Here is a 14,275-nt window from a genome sequence, read left to right as displayed (position 1 = left end):
TTACCCCTGCTTGATCTCGATTGCGTCGAACATGCCGCCCAGCGCCAGCGTGGAAGCGTGCGCGGCGGCGACCCGTACCACATCGGCCGGCAGGCTGTCGTCGGCTTCGACCGAAACGCGCGCCTCGCCCTCGCCCTGCTTCAGCAGCGCGGTGGAACCGGCCGCCACGCCCAGCTTGGCCAGCAGGCCGCTGTGTGCTCGGACGACGGCGGCGCCCTTGGCTTCGTTGGTTTGCTGCAGCGACGGCGCGCGGCGGCAGATGGCGTCGGCCTGGTACATCGGCACTTCGCCTACGCGGACGATGCCGGAGGACACGGCCGGATCGGCGGCGACCTTGGACAGCGCGTTGTTCAGCTTGGCGGCCAGATCGCCGAACTCGGCGCGGACTTCCTCGGCGCTGTTCTGCTCGAAGCCTGACAGGTTCAGCATATTGCCCAGCACGCGCAGCACCTTCCAGGCCGGACGGGTTTCGCCCAGCGGCTTCACCACGCCGTTGAAGGTCTGCAGCTTGCCTTCCATGTTGACGAAGGAGCCGGCGGTCTCGGAGAACGGCGCGATCGGCAGCAGCACGTCGGCGTAATCGAGCAGACCCTGGCCCTTGTAGGCGGTCAGCGCGATCACGGTGGCGGCCTGCTTCATCGCGGCCACGGCGGCCTGCGGGTTGTAGCTGTCGAACTCCACTTCGGTGTTCAGCAGGAAGTAGGCTTTCTTCGGCTTGGCGATCATCGCGGCGGCGTTGTCGCCGGTCTTCGGCAACGCGCCCACCAGCTCGGCGCCCACGCTGTTGGCGGCTTCGGCCAGAACGCCGAAACGCGCGCCGGACAGGCGGGAGATTTCCTGGGCCAGCGACAGCAGCTGGCCGTAAGCCGGGTGGTGTTGCGCGACGTTGCCCAGCACCACGGACGCGGTCTCGGCGCCGGTCAGGCTTTCTGCGATGCGGCGGGCTTCAGCGGACACTTCCACCGACGCCAGGTCGATTTCGCTGGAACCGGACTTGATCTCGGCCACCGCCTTCAGCACTTGCGACAGCGCGTTCACCAGCGCCAGCGGCGACACGATCAGCTTGCCGTTGATCTTGGTCAGCAGATTGTCGTCGGCGACGTGGATAATGTTGAGCTCGGAACCCTTCTTGACCGATGCGCGCAGGCGGGAGGCCAGCAGCGGCTGTTCCTTGCGCAGCGTGGAGCCCACCGCCAGCACCGACTTGGCGTCGGCCAGTTCGGCGATGGTGGAGCCCAGCCATTCGGCGCCCTGCTTGGCGCTGTCGGCGGAGAAGTCGCTGCGGCGCAGGCGGTAGTCGACGGCGTCGACGCCGAAGGCGCGGGCCAGCTTCTGGGCCAGGTGCAGCTCCTCGGTGGTGGAGTGCGGGTTCAGCAGGAAACCGATGGCGTCCTTGCCGTGATCGGCGGACACGCCGTTCAAGCCCTTCACCACGTAGTTCAGCGCGGTTTCCCAGTCAGTCTCGTGCCACTTGCCGTCGAACTTGATCATCGGCTTGGAGAGACGCTCGGCGCTGTTCAGGCCTTCGTAGGAGAAGCGGTCGCGGTCGGCGATCCAGCACTCGTTGATGGCTTCGTTTTCCAGCGGCAGCACGCGCATCACTTCGTTGCTCTTGACCTGGACCACCAGGTTGGAGCCGAGGCCGTCGTGCGGGCTCACCGACTTGCGGCGCGACAGTTCCCAGGCGCGGGTGCTGTAGCGGAACGGCTTGGAGGTCAGCGCGCCCACCGGGCACAGGTCGATGACGTTGCCGGAGATTTCCGAGTCCACGGTCTTGCCCAGGAAAGGCAGAATCTCGGAGAACTCGCTGCGGTTGGCCATGCCGATTTCCTGGAAGCCGCCCACTTCTTCAGTGAAGCGGACGCAGCGCGTGCAGTGGATGCAGCGCGACATCTCCTCGGCGGAAACCAGCGGGCCCATGTCCTTGCCCACCACAACGCGCTTCTCTTCCTCGTAGCGCGAGGTGGAGTTGCCGTAGCCCACGGCCAGATCCTGCAGCTGGCATTCGCCGCCCTGGTCGCAGATCGGGCAATCCAGCGGGTGGTTGATCAGCAGGAATTCCATCACGCCCTGCTGGGCCTTCTTGGCCAGCGGCGACGCGGTGTGGACCTTCATGCCGTCGGTGACGGGGGTGGCACAGGCCGGCAGCGGCTTCGGCGCCTTTTCCACTTCCACCAGGCACATCCGGCAGTTGGCCGCGATGGACAGCTTCTTGTGATAGCAGAAGTGCGGAATATAGGTGCCCACCGAGTGGGCCGCCTCGATGACGGTGCTGCCTTGCGGCACCGTCAGTTTCTTACCGTCGATTTCGATTTCAAGCATCGCTCAACACCATTTGTGATCCACCAAGGTCTTTCCGTGTTCGATCGCGTACTCGAACTCCTCGCGGAAATGCTTGGTGAAACTGCGAACCGGGAACACCGCGGCGTCGGCCAGCGCGCAGATGGTGCGGCCGGCCATGTTGTTGCCCACGGAATCCAGAAGCTCCAGATCGCCCTTGCGGCCCTGGCCGTTGACGATGCGATGGATCACCTTATACAGCCAGCCGGTGCCTTCGCGGCACGGCGTGCACTGGCCGCAGGATTCTTCGTGGTAGAAATAGGCCAGACGCTCCAGCGCCTTGACCATGCACACGTCCTCGTTCATCACGATCACGGCGCCCGAACCCAGCATCGAACCGGCTTTGGCGATGCTGTCGTAGTCCATCGTGCACTGCATCATGATGTCGGCAGGCAGCACCGGAGCGGACGAGCCGCCCGGAATCACCGCCTTCAGCTTCTTGCCGTCGCGCATGCCGCCGGCCATTTCCAGCAGCTCGGAGAACGGGGTGCCCAGCGCGATCTCGTAGTTGCCCGGGCGATTGACGTGGCCGGAAACCGAGAACAGCTTGGTGCCGCCGTTGTTCGGCTTGCCCTTCTCGAGGAAGGTCTGCGCGCCGTCGCGGATGATGAACGGCACCGAGGCGAACGATTCGGTGTTGTTGATGGTGGTCGGCTTGCCGTACAGGCCGAAGCTGGCCGGGAACGGCGGCTTGAAGCGCGGCTGGCCCTTCTTGCCTTCCAGCGATTCCAGCAGCGCGGTTTCCTCGCCGCAGATGTAGGCGCCGTAGCCGTGGTGGGCGAACAGGTCGAAGTTGAAGCCGGAGCCCAGGATGTTCTGGCCCAGGAACCCCGCCTTGCGCGCCTCTTCCAGCGCTTCCTCGAACAGCACGTAGTCTTCGAAGATTTCGCCGTGGATGTAGTTGTAGCCCGCCTTGGTGCCCATCGCGTAACCGGCGATGATCATGCCCTCGATCAGCGAGTGCGGGTTGTAGCGGATGATGTCGCGGTCCTTGAAGGTGCCCGGCTCGCCCTCGTCCGTATTGCAGACGACGTATTTGTCGCCCGGGAACGAGCGCGGCATGAAGCTCCATTTCAGGCCGGTCGGGAAGCCCGCGCCGCCGCGGCCCCGCAGGCCGGAGTTCTTCACTTCCGCGATCACGTCTTCCTGCGTCATCTTGGAGTCGAGGATGCGGCGCAGCGCCTGGTAGCCGCCGCGGGCCACGTAGGCGTCCAGACGCCAGCAGTCGAGCTGGCTGGTGTCGACGCCGTCGAAAATCACGCCATTAGCGAAGACAGCCATTATTTCAACTCCGCCAGTTTTTTATCGATTGCTTCGGGCATCATGAAGCTGCACATCTTGTGGTTGTTCACCAGCAAGACCGGCGCGTCGCCGCAGGCACCCATGCATTCGCCTTCCAGCAGGGTGTACATGCCGTCGGCGCTGGTTTCGCCGATGGCGATGCCCAGCTTCTTCGAGATGTACTCCGCGGCGTTGACGCCGCCGGACAGCGCACAGGGCAGGTTGGTGCAGACGGTGATCTTGAATTTGCCCACCGGCTTCATGTCGTACATGTTGTAGAAGGTGGCGACTTCGTAGGCGGCCACCGGGGCGATGCCCAGGTAGTTCGCGACGAACTCGATCAGCTCCTGGTTCAGGCAGCGCGCTTCCGGGGTTTCACCGGCGGCGCGCCGCTCGTCCAGCGCGATGCGCAGCGCGCCCATGACGGCGGAGCGCTTCTGGTCGGCCGGATATTTGGCGACCTCGCGGTCGATCAAGGCTAGCGATTGTGCGGACAGCATCAGCGGTCAATCTCCCCAAACACGATATCCTGCGTACCGATGATCGCGACGACGTCGGCGATCATGTGGCCCTTGGCCATCTCGTCCAGCGCGGCCAAGTGGGCATAGCCCGGCGCGCGGATCTTGAGGCGGTACGGTTTGTTGGCGCCGTCGGACACCAGGTAGATGCCGAACTCGCCCTTCGGGTGCTCCACCGCGGCGTAAGCCTCGCCTTCCGGCACGTGCATGCCTTCGGTGAACAGCTTGAAGTGGTGGATCAGGTCTTCCATATTCGACTTCATGCCTTCGCGCGAAGGCGGAGCCACCTTATGGTTGTCGGTGATCACCGGGCCGGGGTTGGCGCGCAGCCAGGCCACGCACTGCTGGATGATGCGATTGGACTGGCGCATTTCCTCGACGCGGACCAGGTAGCGGTCGTAGCAGTCGCCGCCCACGCCCACCGGCACGTCGAAGTCCATCTTGTCGTACACGTCGTACGGCTGGGTCTTGCGCAGGTCCCAGGCGATGCCGGAACCGCGCAGCATCGGGCCGGTCATGCCCAGGTTCAGCGCGCGCTCGGGCATCACCACGCCGATGCCCACGGTTCGCTGCTTCCAGATGCGGTTGTCGGTCAGCAGGGTTTCGTACTCGTCGACGTAGCCCGGGAAACGGTCGGTGAAATCGCTGATGAAGTCCAGCATCGAGCCCTTGCGGCCTTCGTTCAGGCGCGCCAGCTCTTTGGCGTTCTTGATCTTGGACACGGTGTACTGCGGCATGCTGTCCGGCAGGTCGCGGTAGACGCCGCCCGGACGGAAGTAAGCCGCGTGCATGCGAGCGCCCGACACCGCCTCGTAGCAGTCCATCAGGTCTTCGCGCTCGCGGAACGCGTACAGGAACATGGTCATCGCGCCGATGTCCAGCGCGTGGGCGCCGATCCACAGCAGGTGGTTCAGCACGCGGGTGATTTCGGCGAACATCACGCGGATGTACTGCGCGCGCTCCGGCACCTCGATACCCATCATCTTCTCGATGGCCAGGCAGTAGGCGTGCTCGTTGCACATCATCGACACGTAGTCGAGACGGTCCATGTACGGCAGCGACTGGATGAAGGTCTTGCTTTCGGCCAGCTTCTCGGTGCCGCGGTGCAGCAGGCCGATGTGCGGGTCGGCGCGCTGGACGACTTCGCCGTCCAGTTCCAGCACCAGGCGCAGCACGCCGTGCGCGGCCGGGTGTTGCGGGCCGAAGTTGAGGGTGTAGTTACGGATCTCAGCCACCGTAATTCTCCTCGCGAATGATGCGCGGCGTGATCTCGCGCGGTTCGATGGTGACAGGCTGATAGATCACGCGCTGCTGGGTCGGGTCGTAACGCATTTCCACGTGGCCGGACAGCGGGAAGTCCTTGCGGAACGGATGGCCGACGAAACCGTAGTCGGTCAGCAGGCGGCGCAGGTCGGGATGGCCTTCGAACACGATGCCGTACAGGTCGAACGCTTCGCGCTCGAACCAGTTGGCGGCGTTCCAGACGTCGTTGACCGAGGGGAGCACCGGGAAGTCGTCGTCTGCGGCGAAGACGCGCAGGCGGATGCGATGATTCAGCTTGACGGACAGCAGGTGGTACACGGCGGCGAAGCGCGGGCCGTCCCACGGCTCGTCGCGGTAGGCGCTGTAGTCCATGCCGCAGACGTCGATGCACTGTTCGAAGGCGAGATCGGCGTGGTCGCGCAGCGTCAGCGCCACGGACGGCAGATCGGACGCCTTGCAGACGATGGTCAGCTCGTCCAGAGCCTGCGTGCTGCTCACGAGCTTGTCGCCCAGCGCCGCGGCAACGACCGAACCCAACGCTTCCATTTTCTTGGAGGCCATAGTTTCTACCTTAGCGGGCGATGGTGTTGGTACGTTTGATCTTGTTCTGCAGCTGGATGATGCCGTACAGCAGCGCCTCGGCGGTCGGAGGACAGCCCGGCACATAGACATCGACCGGCACGATGCGATCGCAGCCGCGAACAACGGAGTAAGAATAGTGGTAGTAACCGCCGCCGTTGGCACAGGAGCCCATCGAGATCACCCAGCGCGGCTCGGCCATCTGGTCGTAAACCTTGCGCAGGGCCGGCGCCATCTTGTTACACAGCGTGCCGGCGACGATCATCAGGTCGGACTGCCGGGGGCTGGGGCGGAACACGACGCCGAAGCGGTCGAGGTCATAACGCGCCGCGCCGGCGTGCATCATTTCCACCGCGCAACAGGCCAGGCCGAAGGTCATCGGCCACAGAGAACCCGTGCGGGTATAGTTGATAAGCTTGTCGGCTGTCGTGGTGACGAAGCCTTTCTCCAGAATCCCTTCTACTCCCATTCCAGAGCTCCCTTCTTCCACATGTAGACGAAGCCGAGCGTCAGCACGGCCAGAAATTCGACCATCACGCCAAGACCATAGACGCCCAGATCCTTCAACACCACGGCCCACGGAAACAGGAAGGCGATTTCCAGGTCGAACAGGATGAAGAGAATGGCGATCAGGTAATAGCGGACGTCAAACTTCATGCGGGCATCTTCGAAGGCCTCGAAGCCGCATTCGTATGGAGAAAGTTTCTCAGCGTCGGGACGATTCGGTGCCAGCAGTTTGCCCAAGACAATAGGGCCCACGCCGACCAGAAGTCCGACGATGACAAACATCAGAATGGGAAAGTAGTTTTGCAGCATTTCCCGTACACCCCCAAAAAAAGAGGGGTCGCCCCCTCTTGGCTCCAAATAAAACAGGCCACCGGAGTCCCGGTGGCCTGTTTTTGAATGGTGGTGCCGACAGTGAGACTCGAACTCACACAGCTTTCGCCACTACCCCCTCAAGATAGCGTGTCTACCAATTTCACCATGTCGGCACAGCAAAGCTTTAAATTGTTACTCCGGGATTTTGGAAGCCGTTCCCGAAGCATTTTTATTAGGCGCGCCTGCCGGGATTTGCGGCACAGCCTGTTCAATCTTACCGCCCATCACGCCGAGATCGCTCTTTCCACCCCCGGAAAGAAAGACCAGCGCCAAAGAAGTCGAGAAAAACACCGCAGCAGCAACCGCGGTCGTTCTGCTCAAGAAATTCGCAGAACCAGACGCCCCGAACAGACTGCCGGACGAGCCACCACCAAAAGCCGCGCCCATATCCGCACCCTTGCCATGCTGCATCAGAACAAGGACGATGATAGATGCTGCGGACAGCAGATTTACAATCCAAATAAGCGTCTTGAGAAGTTCCATACTATATCATTTTTCCTGCGGCTTGGCAAATCACTCTGAATGAACCGGCGTCCAGAGAGGCCCCTCCGACCAGTGCTCCGCCGACGTTTTCCGTCGCCAGGATCGCCTCGGCATTCTCTGCTTTGACACTGCCGCCGTAGAGGACGCGAATCTTATCGGAGCCGGAAACGTTTTGCAAGCACCAATTTTTGATGAATGCATGGATTTCGGCGATCTGCTCAAGCGACGCCACCTTGCCGGTGCCGATGGCCCACACCGGCTCGTAGGCGACAACGTATTCACCATCGGCGATATCGGCCAGGATGGCAAGCTGTTCCCGCACCACTTCGAGATAAGCGCCGGACTCGCGCTGTTCCAGCGTCTCCCCGACGCACAGCACCGGCACCACGCCGGCGGCGATGGCGTTGCGCATCTTGGCGAGCAAAGCGGCATTGTCTTCGCGGAAATACTGGCGGCGCTCGGAGTGGCCGACCAGCGCGTAGCGGCAGCCCACGTCGGCCAGCATCGCGGCGCTCACCTCACCGGTGAACGCGCCGTCGGCGGCGAAGCGGCTGACATCCTGAGAGGACAAGGCGATGTTGCCGCCTTTCAGCTGTTCCGCCAACGCAGCCAGGTAGACGGCGGGAGCGGCGATGCCGACGCCTTCGCGATTGGTTTCTTCGTCGGCGAGCAGGGCCGCCGCCAGCTGGCGGGCGCTGTCGCCGCGGGTATTCATCTTCCAGTTGCCAATCACCAGTTTGCCGGACATGCGTTTCTCCACTTCATGTTGCTTTGGTTGGCGCCGATTATAGCGCGCCCGCGCCCGCCGCTCCAATAATGGGCCTGGATCAAGCATTTACGACTTGTAATATTACTGAAAGATTCGCCCGATAGGATGGCGACCATCACAAACGCAGTCCCATCCTTTCGTTCGGGAGTTAAGCAATGAAACAGTCTGTTCGTCTGGCCGCAGTCCTCGGCTCCACGCTGATCGCAGGCTCGGTCTACGCGGCTGACATCACCGGCGCCGGCGCGACCTTCCCCTACCCGCTGTACGCCAAGTGGGCGGCGACCTACAAGGGCAGCACCGGCAACAACATGAACTACCAGTCCATCGGCTCCGGCGGCGGCATCAAGCAGATCCAGTCCAAGACCGTGGATTTCGGCGCCTCCGACATGCCGCTGAAGCCGGAAGAGCTGGAAAAGTCCGGACTGACCCAGTTCCCGACCGTGATGGGCGGCGTGGTGCCGGTCTACAACATTCCGGGAGTCGCCGCCGGCCAGATCAAGTTCACCGGCGCGCTGCTGGCCGACATCTATCTGGGCAAGGTGGGCAAGTGGAACGATCCGGCCATCGCCAAGCTGAACCCCGGCGTCAAGCTGCCTGACCAGCGCATCTCGGTCGTTCGCCGCTCCGACGGCTCCGGCACCACCTTCATCTTCACCAACTACCTGTCCAAGGTATCGCCGGAATGGGCGAAGGACGTCGGCTCCAACACCGCCGTCAGCTGGAAGGGCAGCTCGGTGGGCGGCAAGGGAAACGAAGGCGTGGCCAACTACGTGTCGCGCATCAAGGGCGCCATCGGTTACGTCGAATACGCCTACGCCAAGCAGAACAAGCTGGCCTACGGCCTGCTGCAGAACCAGTCCGGCGCCTTCGTGAAGCCGGACGAGGCCTCGTTCAAGGCCGCCGCCGCCAACGCCGACTGGAAAAAGGCGCCGGGCTTCTACCTGCTGCTGACCAACCAGCCGGGCAAGCAGAGCTGGCCGATCGCCGGCGCCACCTTCATCCTGATGCACAAGAAGCAGGACAAGCCGGCGCAGGCCGTCGAAGTGCTGAAGTACTTCGACTGGGCATACAAGAACGGCGACAAGACCGCGCAGGAACTGGATTACATCCCGATGCCCGATAGCGTGAAGGGCGTGATCCGCACCAGCTGGAAACAAATCACCGACGGCAGCGGCAAGGCTGTCTGGAACTGACAGGCGACGCTTATACTGTCGCACCCAGGCCGGGGGGAGTTCGCTCTCTCCGGCCTTGTGTCTGAACCATCAAGAATCGGCGCATGCAAAAACTGAGCTATGAGCAGCAGCTGGGACGCCAGCAGCTGCTGGACAAAATCTTCCGGGTGACCACCCGCTGTTTCGCCTTCCTGGTGCTGGCGCTGCTGGTGGGCATCCTTCTTTCGCTGCTGGTAGGCGCCATGCCCAGCATCAAGGGCTTCGGCTGGAGCTTCCTGTTCAATACCGACTGGGATCCGGTGCAGGAGAAATTCGGCGCCGTGGTGCCCATCTTCGGCACCCTGGCCACGTCCTTCATCGCCTTGCTAATCGGCGTGCCGGTCAGCTTCGGCATCGCGCTGTTCCTGACCGAGCTGTGCCCGACCTGGCTCAAGCGCCCGCTGGGCATCGCCGTCGAGCTGCTGGCCGGCATTCCGTCCATCATCTACGGCATGTGGGGCCTGTTCGTGTTCGCCCCGTTCTTCGCCGACCACATCCAGCCGTGGCTGATCGACAACCTGGGCGAGTTGCCGTTGCTGGGCTTCCTATTCCAGGGCGCGCCGATGGGCATCGGCCTGTTCTCCGCCAGCCTGATCCTGGCCATCATGGTGATTCCGTTCATCGCCTCGGTAATGCGCGACGTATTCGAAGTGGTGCCCACCATGCTGAAAGAGTCGGCCTACGGCCTGGGCTCCACCACCTGGGAAGTGGTGCGCTACGTGGTGCTGCCCTACACCAAGACCGGCGTCGTCGGCGGCATCATGCTGGGCCTGGGCCGCGCGCTGGGCGAGACCATGGCCGTCACTTTCGTGATCGGCAACTCTACCCGCTTTTCCACCAGCCTGTTCGAGCCGGGCAACTCCATCGCCTCCTCGCTGGCCAATGAATTCGCCGAAGCCAACGGCGACCTGTACATGGGCTCGCTGATCGAGCTGGGCCTGATCCTGTTCTTCATCACCTTCGTGGTGCTGTCCTGCTCCAAACTGCTGCTGCTGCGCCTGAAGAAGCAGGAAGGCAAGCCTTCCTGACATGAAAGACGTCAAAACAATGAGCCAAGCGACAATGAACGACGCCTTGCGCACCGCCCCCGCCTCCGGCCTGAAGCAGGATAGCCCCACTTACCGCCGGCGCCGGCTGGTCAACCGGCTGACCATGGCCGCGTCGATGCTGACCATGGTCTTCGGCCTGTTCTGGCTGTTCTGGATCCTGATCACGCTGCTGCAGCACGGCCTGTCCGGCATCAGCTGGCAGGTGTTCACCGAAAGCACGCCGCCTCCGGGCTCCGCCGGCGGCCTGGCCAACGCCATTTACGGCAGCCTGGTGATGACCGCCTTCGGCACGCTGTTCGGCACGCCGATCGGCATCCTGGCCGGCATCTATCTGGCCGAATTCGGCCAGCGCGGCTGGCTGGCGCCGATCACCCGCTTCATCAACGACATCCTGCTGTCCGCGCCGTCCATCGTGATCGGCCTGTTCGTGTACGAGGTGTACGTGGTATCGGTCGGCCACTTCTCGGGCTGGGCCGGCTCCTTCGCGCTGGCCATCCTGGTGATCCCGGTGGTGGTGCGCACCACCGAGAACATGCTGCGCCTGGTGCCGAACAGCCTGCGCGAAGCCGCCGCCGCGCTCGGCGCGCCGCAATGGAAGGTGACGCTGACCGTGACGCTGCGCGCGGCGCAGGCCGGGGTGCTGACCGGCATCCTGCTGGCGGTGGCCCGGATTTCCGGCGAAACCGCGCCGCTGCTGTTCACCGCGCTGAACAACCAGTTCTTCAACAGCAATATGAACCAGCCGATGGCCAACCTGCCGATCGTGATCTTCCAGTTCGCGATGAGTCCCTACGAGGACTGGCACACGCTGGCCTGGGCCGGCTCGCTGCTGATCACTTTCAGCGTCCTCGCCCTGAACATCGTCGCCCGCTGGATGGGCGGCCGCAAGAATCAATCGAATTAAGGCATGACAACCATGACCAGCACCGCCTCCAAGCTCGAGGTCCGCGACCTGAACTTCTTCTACGGCAACTTCCACGCGCTGAAGGGCATTCAGCTGGAGATCGCGCCGCGCAAGGTGACCGCCTTCATCGGCCCGTCCGGCTGCGGCAAGTCCACGCTGCTGCGCACCTTCAACCGCATGTACGAGCTCTACCCCGGCCTGCGCGCCGAGGGCGAGATCATGCTGGACGGCCAGAACATCCTGGCGCGCGACATCGACGTCAACCTGCTGCGCGCCAAGGTCGGCATGGTGTTCCAGAAGCCGACGCCGTTCCCGATGTCGATCTACGACAACATCACCTTCGGGGTGAAGCTGTACGAGAAGCTGTCCAAGGGCGAGATGGAAGACCGCGTCGAGTGGGCGCTGCGCAAGGCCGCGCTGTGGGACGAGGTGAAGGACAAGCTCAAGCAGTCCGGCAATTCGCTGTCCGGCGGCCAGCAGCAGCGGCTGTGCATCGCCCGCGCGGTGGCCTCCAAGCCGGAAGTGCTGCTGCTGGACGAACCGACCTCGGCGCTGGACCCGATCTCCACCGCCCACATCGAAGAGCTGATCCATGAACTGAAAGAGGACTACACCATCGCCATCGTGACGCACAATATGCAGCAGGCGGCGCGGGTGTCTGATTACACCGCCTACATGTATCTGGGCGAGCTGGTGGAGTTCGGCCATACCGACACCATCTTCACCACGCCGCAGAAGAAGGCGACCGAGGACTACATCACCGGCAAATTCGGCTGATCCGCCTCCTCCCGGCGGCTGGCGCGTCTCTCCGCGCCAGCCGTTTCTCATGCCGCCCGGCTAAGCAACAATGATGATGCCATTTTGCAAAATCATGGACTTAGCCGTCTTGCAACCCTGGCCTGTCAAGAAGATTTTGCCGTTTTCACAGGCAAAACCACACGCTTTATTTTTTTTTTATAAAGACTTGACGGCCATGGCGCGGAACACAACAATCCCGCCTTTACGATAAACGCTGACACGCCATGCTGGACCTGTTTTCCGGGCTCGATACCCATGTAGCCATCACTCTGATGCTTTCTCTGGGCTTCGTGCTCGCCTTTGAGTTCATCAACGGTTTTCACGATACCGCCAACGCCGTCGCCACCGTCATCTACACCCAGTCGATGAAGCCGCGCCTCGCCGTGTTCTATTCCGGCGTCTGCAACTTTCTCGGCGTGATGAGCGGCGGCCTGGCCGTCGCCTACGCCATCGTGCACCTGCTGCCGGTGGATCTGTTGATCTCGGTGAACACCAGCCGCGGCATGGCGATGGTGTTCGCCCTGCTCGCCGCCGCCATCCTGTGGAACCTCGGCACCTGGTATCTGGGCCTGCCGGCGTCCAGCAGCCACACGCTGATCGGCGCCATCCTGGGCGTCGGCGTGGCCAACAGCTTCATCAACAATACCTCGCTGTCGCACGGCATCAACTGGGGCAAGGCGATCGACGTCGGCGCCTCGCTATTGGTGTCGCCGATCGCCGCCCCAGTGATGCGGGCCTGATCGTCATCCTGTTGCGGCGCTTCCGGCCGCGCAGCAATGTCCATAAGACGCCGTACCAGCGCCAGCAGGTGGAGGGCCGCAAGCATCCGCCGTTCTGGACCCGCTTCATGTTGATCGTGTCGGCGATGGGCGTCAGCTTCGCCCACGGCTCCAACGACGGCCAGAAGGGCGTGGGCCTGGTGATGCTGGTGCTGATCGGCATCGTGCCGGCCAAGTTCGTGCTGAACCTGGACAGCACGCCTTACCAGCTGGAGCGCACCCGCGACGCGGCTCAGCATCTGCAGCAGTTCTACCAGCGCCACGAGGCCGATCTGTCCAAGATCATCGTCAAGTCCACCAGCACCAGCCAGTACGAGTGCCACCCGCAGCAAACGGTGGCCACCGCCGACCAGCTGCTGAAGCTGATGGGCGACGGCAACGACTACCACACCCTGAGCGCTTCGCAGCGCTGGGACGTGCGCACCCAGCTGTTGTGCCTGGACGACGCCGCCAAAAAGGCCGCCGACCTGCCCAAGCTGTCCTCCGACGACAAGCAGCTGCTGAGCAATCTGCGCAAGGATCTGACCACCACCACCGAATACGCGCCCACCTGGGTGATCGTGGCGGTGGCCTTGGCGCTGGGCATCGGCACCATGATAGGCTGGCGCCGCGTGGTGAAAACGGTGGGCGAAGGCATCGGCAAGAAGGACATGACCTACGCCCAGGGCGTGGCCGCGCAGACCACCGCCGCCGTGTCCATCGGTCTGGCCAGCTGGTTCGGTTTCCCGGTCTCCACCACCCACGTGCTGTCCAGCGGCGTGGCCGGCACCATGATCGCCGACAAGGCCGGCCTGCAGATGAGCACCGTGCGCTCGATCGCGCTGGCCTGGTTGTTCACGCTGCCGGCCTCGATGGGCCTGGCCGCCGGCCTGTACTACCTGGCGGCGCAGTGGTTCTGACCCAAGCGACGTCCAAACGCCAAGGCCGCTCGATGAGCGGCTTTTTTCATGCTTGATCCAGGTCAACGGAGCTGCTGTCCGCGCTTGAACGAAAAATTCACTAATTGCTAATATACGCCTGCTTCATTAATGGTTTCTTTTGTTTGCAGCAATCCTCCCTCGCCGCCGCGATTTCCCCCAATCGCGGTGGATTTTTTTACGCCTTGAGGAATTGCTCGCGGCCGGCCAGCCAGCGCTCCAGGTGCGCCTCCGCCTCCCGCGGCCAACGCTCCAGCAAGACGGGCGCCAGATCGCGCGCCGCCTCCAGCAGCGCCTGGTCCTGCTCCAGATCGGCGAAGCGCAGCATCGGCAAGCCGCTCTGCCGCGCGCCCAGAAACTCGCCGGGACCGCGGATCTGCAGATCCTGGCGGGCGATCTCGAAACCGTCGGTATGCTCGTAGATCACCTTTAGCCGCGCCTTGGCCAAGTCGGACAAGGGATTCTCGAACAACAGCACGCACACGCTGCGCGCGCTGCCCCGCCC

The 14,275-nt window shown here is 63.1% G+C and carries 15 protein-coding genes, 1 tRNA gene and 1 pseudogene; 6 read left to right on the top strand and 11 right to left on the bottom strand.

From position 1 onward, the window contains the following. The 10 genes from nuoG to tpiA form a co-directional block, all read right to left on the bottom strand. Positions 1-2,322, bottom strand: coding sequence for an NADH-quinone oxidoreductase subunit NuoG (gene nuoG / locus ACY3GB_RS18205; protein ID WP_463089970.1), 2,322 nt, complete (start codon positions 2,320-2,322; stop codon positions 1-3). Positions 2,323-2,325: 3 nt separating this feature from the next. Further along, the gene (nuoF, locus tag ACY3GB_RS18200; RefSeq protein ID WP_463089969.1) at positions 2,326-3,621 is read right to left on the bottom strand and encodes an NADH-quinone oxidoreductase subunit NuoF; all 1,296 of its coding nucleotides are present in this window, start codon (positions 3,619-3,621) and stop codon (positions 2,326-2,328) included. Beyond that, positions 3,621-4,121, bottom strand: coding sequence for an NADH-quinone oxidoreductase subunit NuoE (gene nuoE / locus ACY3GB_RS18195; protein WP_463089968.1), 501 nt, complete (start codon positions 4,119-4,121; stop codon positions 3,621-3,623). The genes nuoF and nuoE overlap by 1 nt, the downstream gene beginning before the upstream one ends. Beyond that, the gene (locus ACY3GB_RS18190) at positions 4,121-5,374 is read right to left on the bottom strand and encodes an NADH-quinone oxidoreductase subunit D (protein WP_463089967.1); all 1,254 of its coding nucleotides are present in this window, start codon (positions 5,372-5,374) and stop codon (positions 4,121-4,123) included. Before ACY3GB_RS18190 ends, nuoE begins: the two co-directional genes overlap by 1 nt. After that, the gene (locus ACY3GB_RS18185) at positions 5,367-5,963 is read right to left on the bottom strand and encodes an NADH-quinone oxidoreductase subunit C (protein ID WP_463089966.1); all 597 of its coding nucleotides are present in this window, start codon (positions 5,961-5,963) and stop codon (positions 5,367-5,369) included. The genes ACY3GB_RS18190 and ACY3GB_RS18185 overlap by 8 nt, the downstream gene beginning before the upstream one ends. A 10-nt stretch (positions 5,964-5,973) precedes the next feature. Beyond that, complete coding sequence (locus tag ACY3GB_RS18180; RefSeq protein ID WP_011134497.1) at positions 5,974-6,450, bottom strand: NuoB/complex I 20 kDa subunit family protein; 477 nt, start codon at positions 6,448-6,450, stop codon at positions 5,974-5,976. Continuing rightward, positions 6,441-6,797 (bottom strand): NADH-quinone oxidoreductase subunit A, encoded by a 357-nt coding sequence (locus ACY3GB_RS18175; RefSeq protein WP_011134496.1) that lies wholly within the window; start codon positions 6,795-6,797, stop codon positions 6,441-6,443. Before ACY3GB_RS18175 ends, ACY3GB_RS18180 begins: the two co-directional genes overlap by 10 nt. Positions 6,798-6,888: 91 nt before the next feature. Beyond that, positions 6,889-6,973, bottom strand: a tRNA-Leu gene (locus tag ACY3GB_RS18170). A gap of 19 nt (positions 6,974-6,992) precedes the next feature. After that, a complete protein-coding gene (gene secG / locus ACY3GB_RS18165; RefSeq protein ID WP_463089965.1) occupies positions 6,993-7,343 on the bottom strand; it encodes a preprotein translocase subunit SecG in 351 nt (116 codons plus the stop codon). A 1-nt stretch (position 7,344) separates the two neighbouring features. Then, positions 7,345-8,091 (bottom strand): triose-phosphate isomerase, encoded by a 747-nt coding sequence (tpiA, locus tag ACY3GB_RS18160; protein WP_463090956.1) that lies wholly within the window; start codon positions 8,089-8,091, stop codon positions 7,345-7,347. A gap of 176 nt (positions 8,092-8,267) precedes the next feature. On the opposite strand from tpiA, the gene pstS reads away from it, so the two are divergent. From pstS to ACY3GB_RS18130, 6 genes are all read left to right on the top strand, one after another. Then, on the top strand, positions 8,268-9,305 hold the full coding sequence (gene pstS, locus ACY3GB_RS18155; RefSeq protein ID WP_231467264.1) for a phosphate ABC transporter substrate-binding protein PstS: 1,038 nt from the start codon (positions 8,268-8,270) through the stop codon (positions 9,303-9,305). A gap of 83 nt (positions 9,306-9,388) precedes the next feature. Further along, positions 9,389-10,351: a phosphate ABC transporter permease subunit PstC gene (gene pstC / locus ACY3GB_RS18150; protein WP_463089964.1), complete on the top strand. Its 963-nt coding sequence runs from the start codon at positions 9,389-9,391 to the stop codon at positions 10,349-10,351. 34 nt (positions 10,352-10,385) lie between these two features. Further along, positions 10,386-11,276 (top strand): phosphate ABC transporter permease PstA, encoded by an 891-nt coding sequence (gene pstA, locus ACY3GB_RS18145; RefSeq protein ID WP_463090955.1) that lies wholly within the window; start codon positions 10,386-10,388, stop codon positions 11,274-11,276. Positions 11,277-11,279: 3 nt separating this feature from the next. Beyond that, positions 11,280-12,053 (top strand): phosphate ABC transporter ATP-binding protein PstB, encoded by a 774-nt coding sequence (gene pstB, locus ACY3GB_RS18140; RefSeq protein WP_205692664.1) that lies wholly within the window; start codon positions 11,280-11,282, stop codon positions 12,051-12,053. A 245-nt stretch (positions 12,054-12,298) separates the two neighbouring features. Then, the gene (locus tag ACY3GB_RS18135) at positions 12,299-12,814 is read left to right on the top strand and encodes an inorganic phosphate transporter (protein ID WP_463089963.1); all 516 of its coding nucleotides are present in this window, start codon (positions 12,299-12,301) and stop codon (positions 12,812-12,814) included. Positions 12,815-12,825: 11 nt separating this feature from the next. Then, positions 12,826-13,752, top strand: coding sequence for an inorganic phosphate transporter (locus tag ACY3GB_RS18130; RefSeq protein ID WP_463089962.1), 927 nt, complete (start codon positions 12,826-12,828; stop codon positions 13,750-13,752). 196 nt (positions 13,753-13,948) lie between these two features. Here the strand turns inward: ACY3GB_RS18130 and ACY3GB_RS18125 are convergent. After that, positions 13,949-14,275 (bottom strand): annotated as a pseudogene (locus ACY3GB_RS18125) (ATP-dependent DNA helicase RecG); the annotation flags it as partial.

The sequence above is a fragment of the Chromobacterium sp. Ag138 genome, from assembly GCF_055181315.1.
This window is presented reverse-complemented; position numbering and strand designations above follow the sequence as displayed.

Bases quoted from the DNA above. Each gene is read 5' to 3' on its own strand.
- secG (WP_463089965.1), bottom strand. From the start codon at position 7,343: ATGGAACTTCTCAAGACGCTTATTTGGATTGTAAATCTGCTGTCCGCA.
- ACY3GB_RS18185 (WP_463089966.1), bottom strand. From the start codon at position 5,963: ATGGCCTCCAAGAAAATGGAAGCGTTGGGTTCGGTCGTTGCCGCGGCG.
- tpiA (WP_463090956.1), bottom strand. From the start codon at position 8,091: ATGTCCGGCAAACTGGTGATTGGCAACTGGAAGATGAATACCCGCGGC.
- ACY3GB_RS18180 (WP_011134497.1), bottom strand. From the start codon at position 6,450: ATGGGAGTAGAAGGGATTCTGGAGAAAGGCTTCGTCACCACGACAGCC.
- nuoF (WP_463089969.1), bottom strand. From the start codon at position 3,621: ATGGCTGTCTTCGCTAATGGCGTGATTTTCGACGGCGTCGACACCAGC.
- pstB (WP_205692664.1), top strand. From the start codon at position 11,280: ATGACAACCATGACCAGCACCGCCTCCAAGCTCGAGGTCCGCGACCTG.
- ACY3GB_RS18135 (WP_463089963.1), top strand. From the start codon at position 12,299: ATGCTGGACCTGTTTTCCGGGCTCGATACCCATGTAGCCATCACTCTG.
- nuoG (WP_463089970.1), bottom strand. From the start codon at position 2,322: ATGCTTGAAATCGAAATCGACGGTAAGAAACTGACGGTGCCGCAAGGC.
- nuoE (WP_463089968.1), bottom strand. From the start codon at position 4,121: ATGCTGTCCGCACAATCGCTAGCCTTGATCGACCGCGAGGTCGCCAAA.
- ACY3GB_RS18175 (WP_011134496.1), bottom strand. From the start codon at position 6,797: ATGCTGCAAAACTACTTTCCCATTCTGATGTTTGTCATCGTCGGACTT.
- pstC (WP_463089964.1), top strand. From the start codon at position 9,389: ATGCAAAAACTGAGCTATGAGCAGCAGCTGGGACGCCAGCAGCTGCTG.
- pstS (WP_231467264.1), top strand. From the start codon at position 8,268: ATGAAACAGTCTGTTCGTCTGGCCGCAGTCCTCGGCTCCACGCTGATC.
- pstA (WP_463090955.1), top strand. From the start codon at position 10,386: ATGAACGACGCCTTGCGCACCGCCCCCGCCTCCGGCCTGAAGCAGGAT.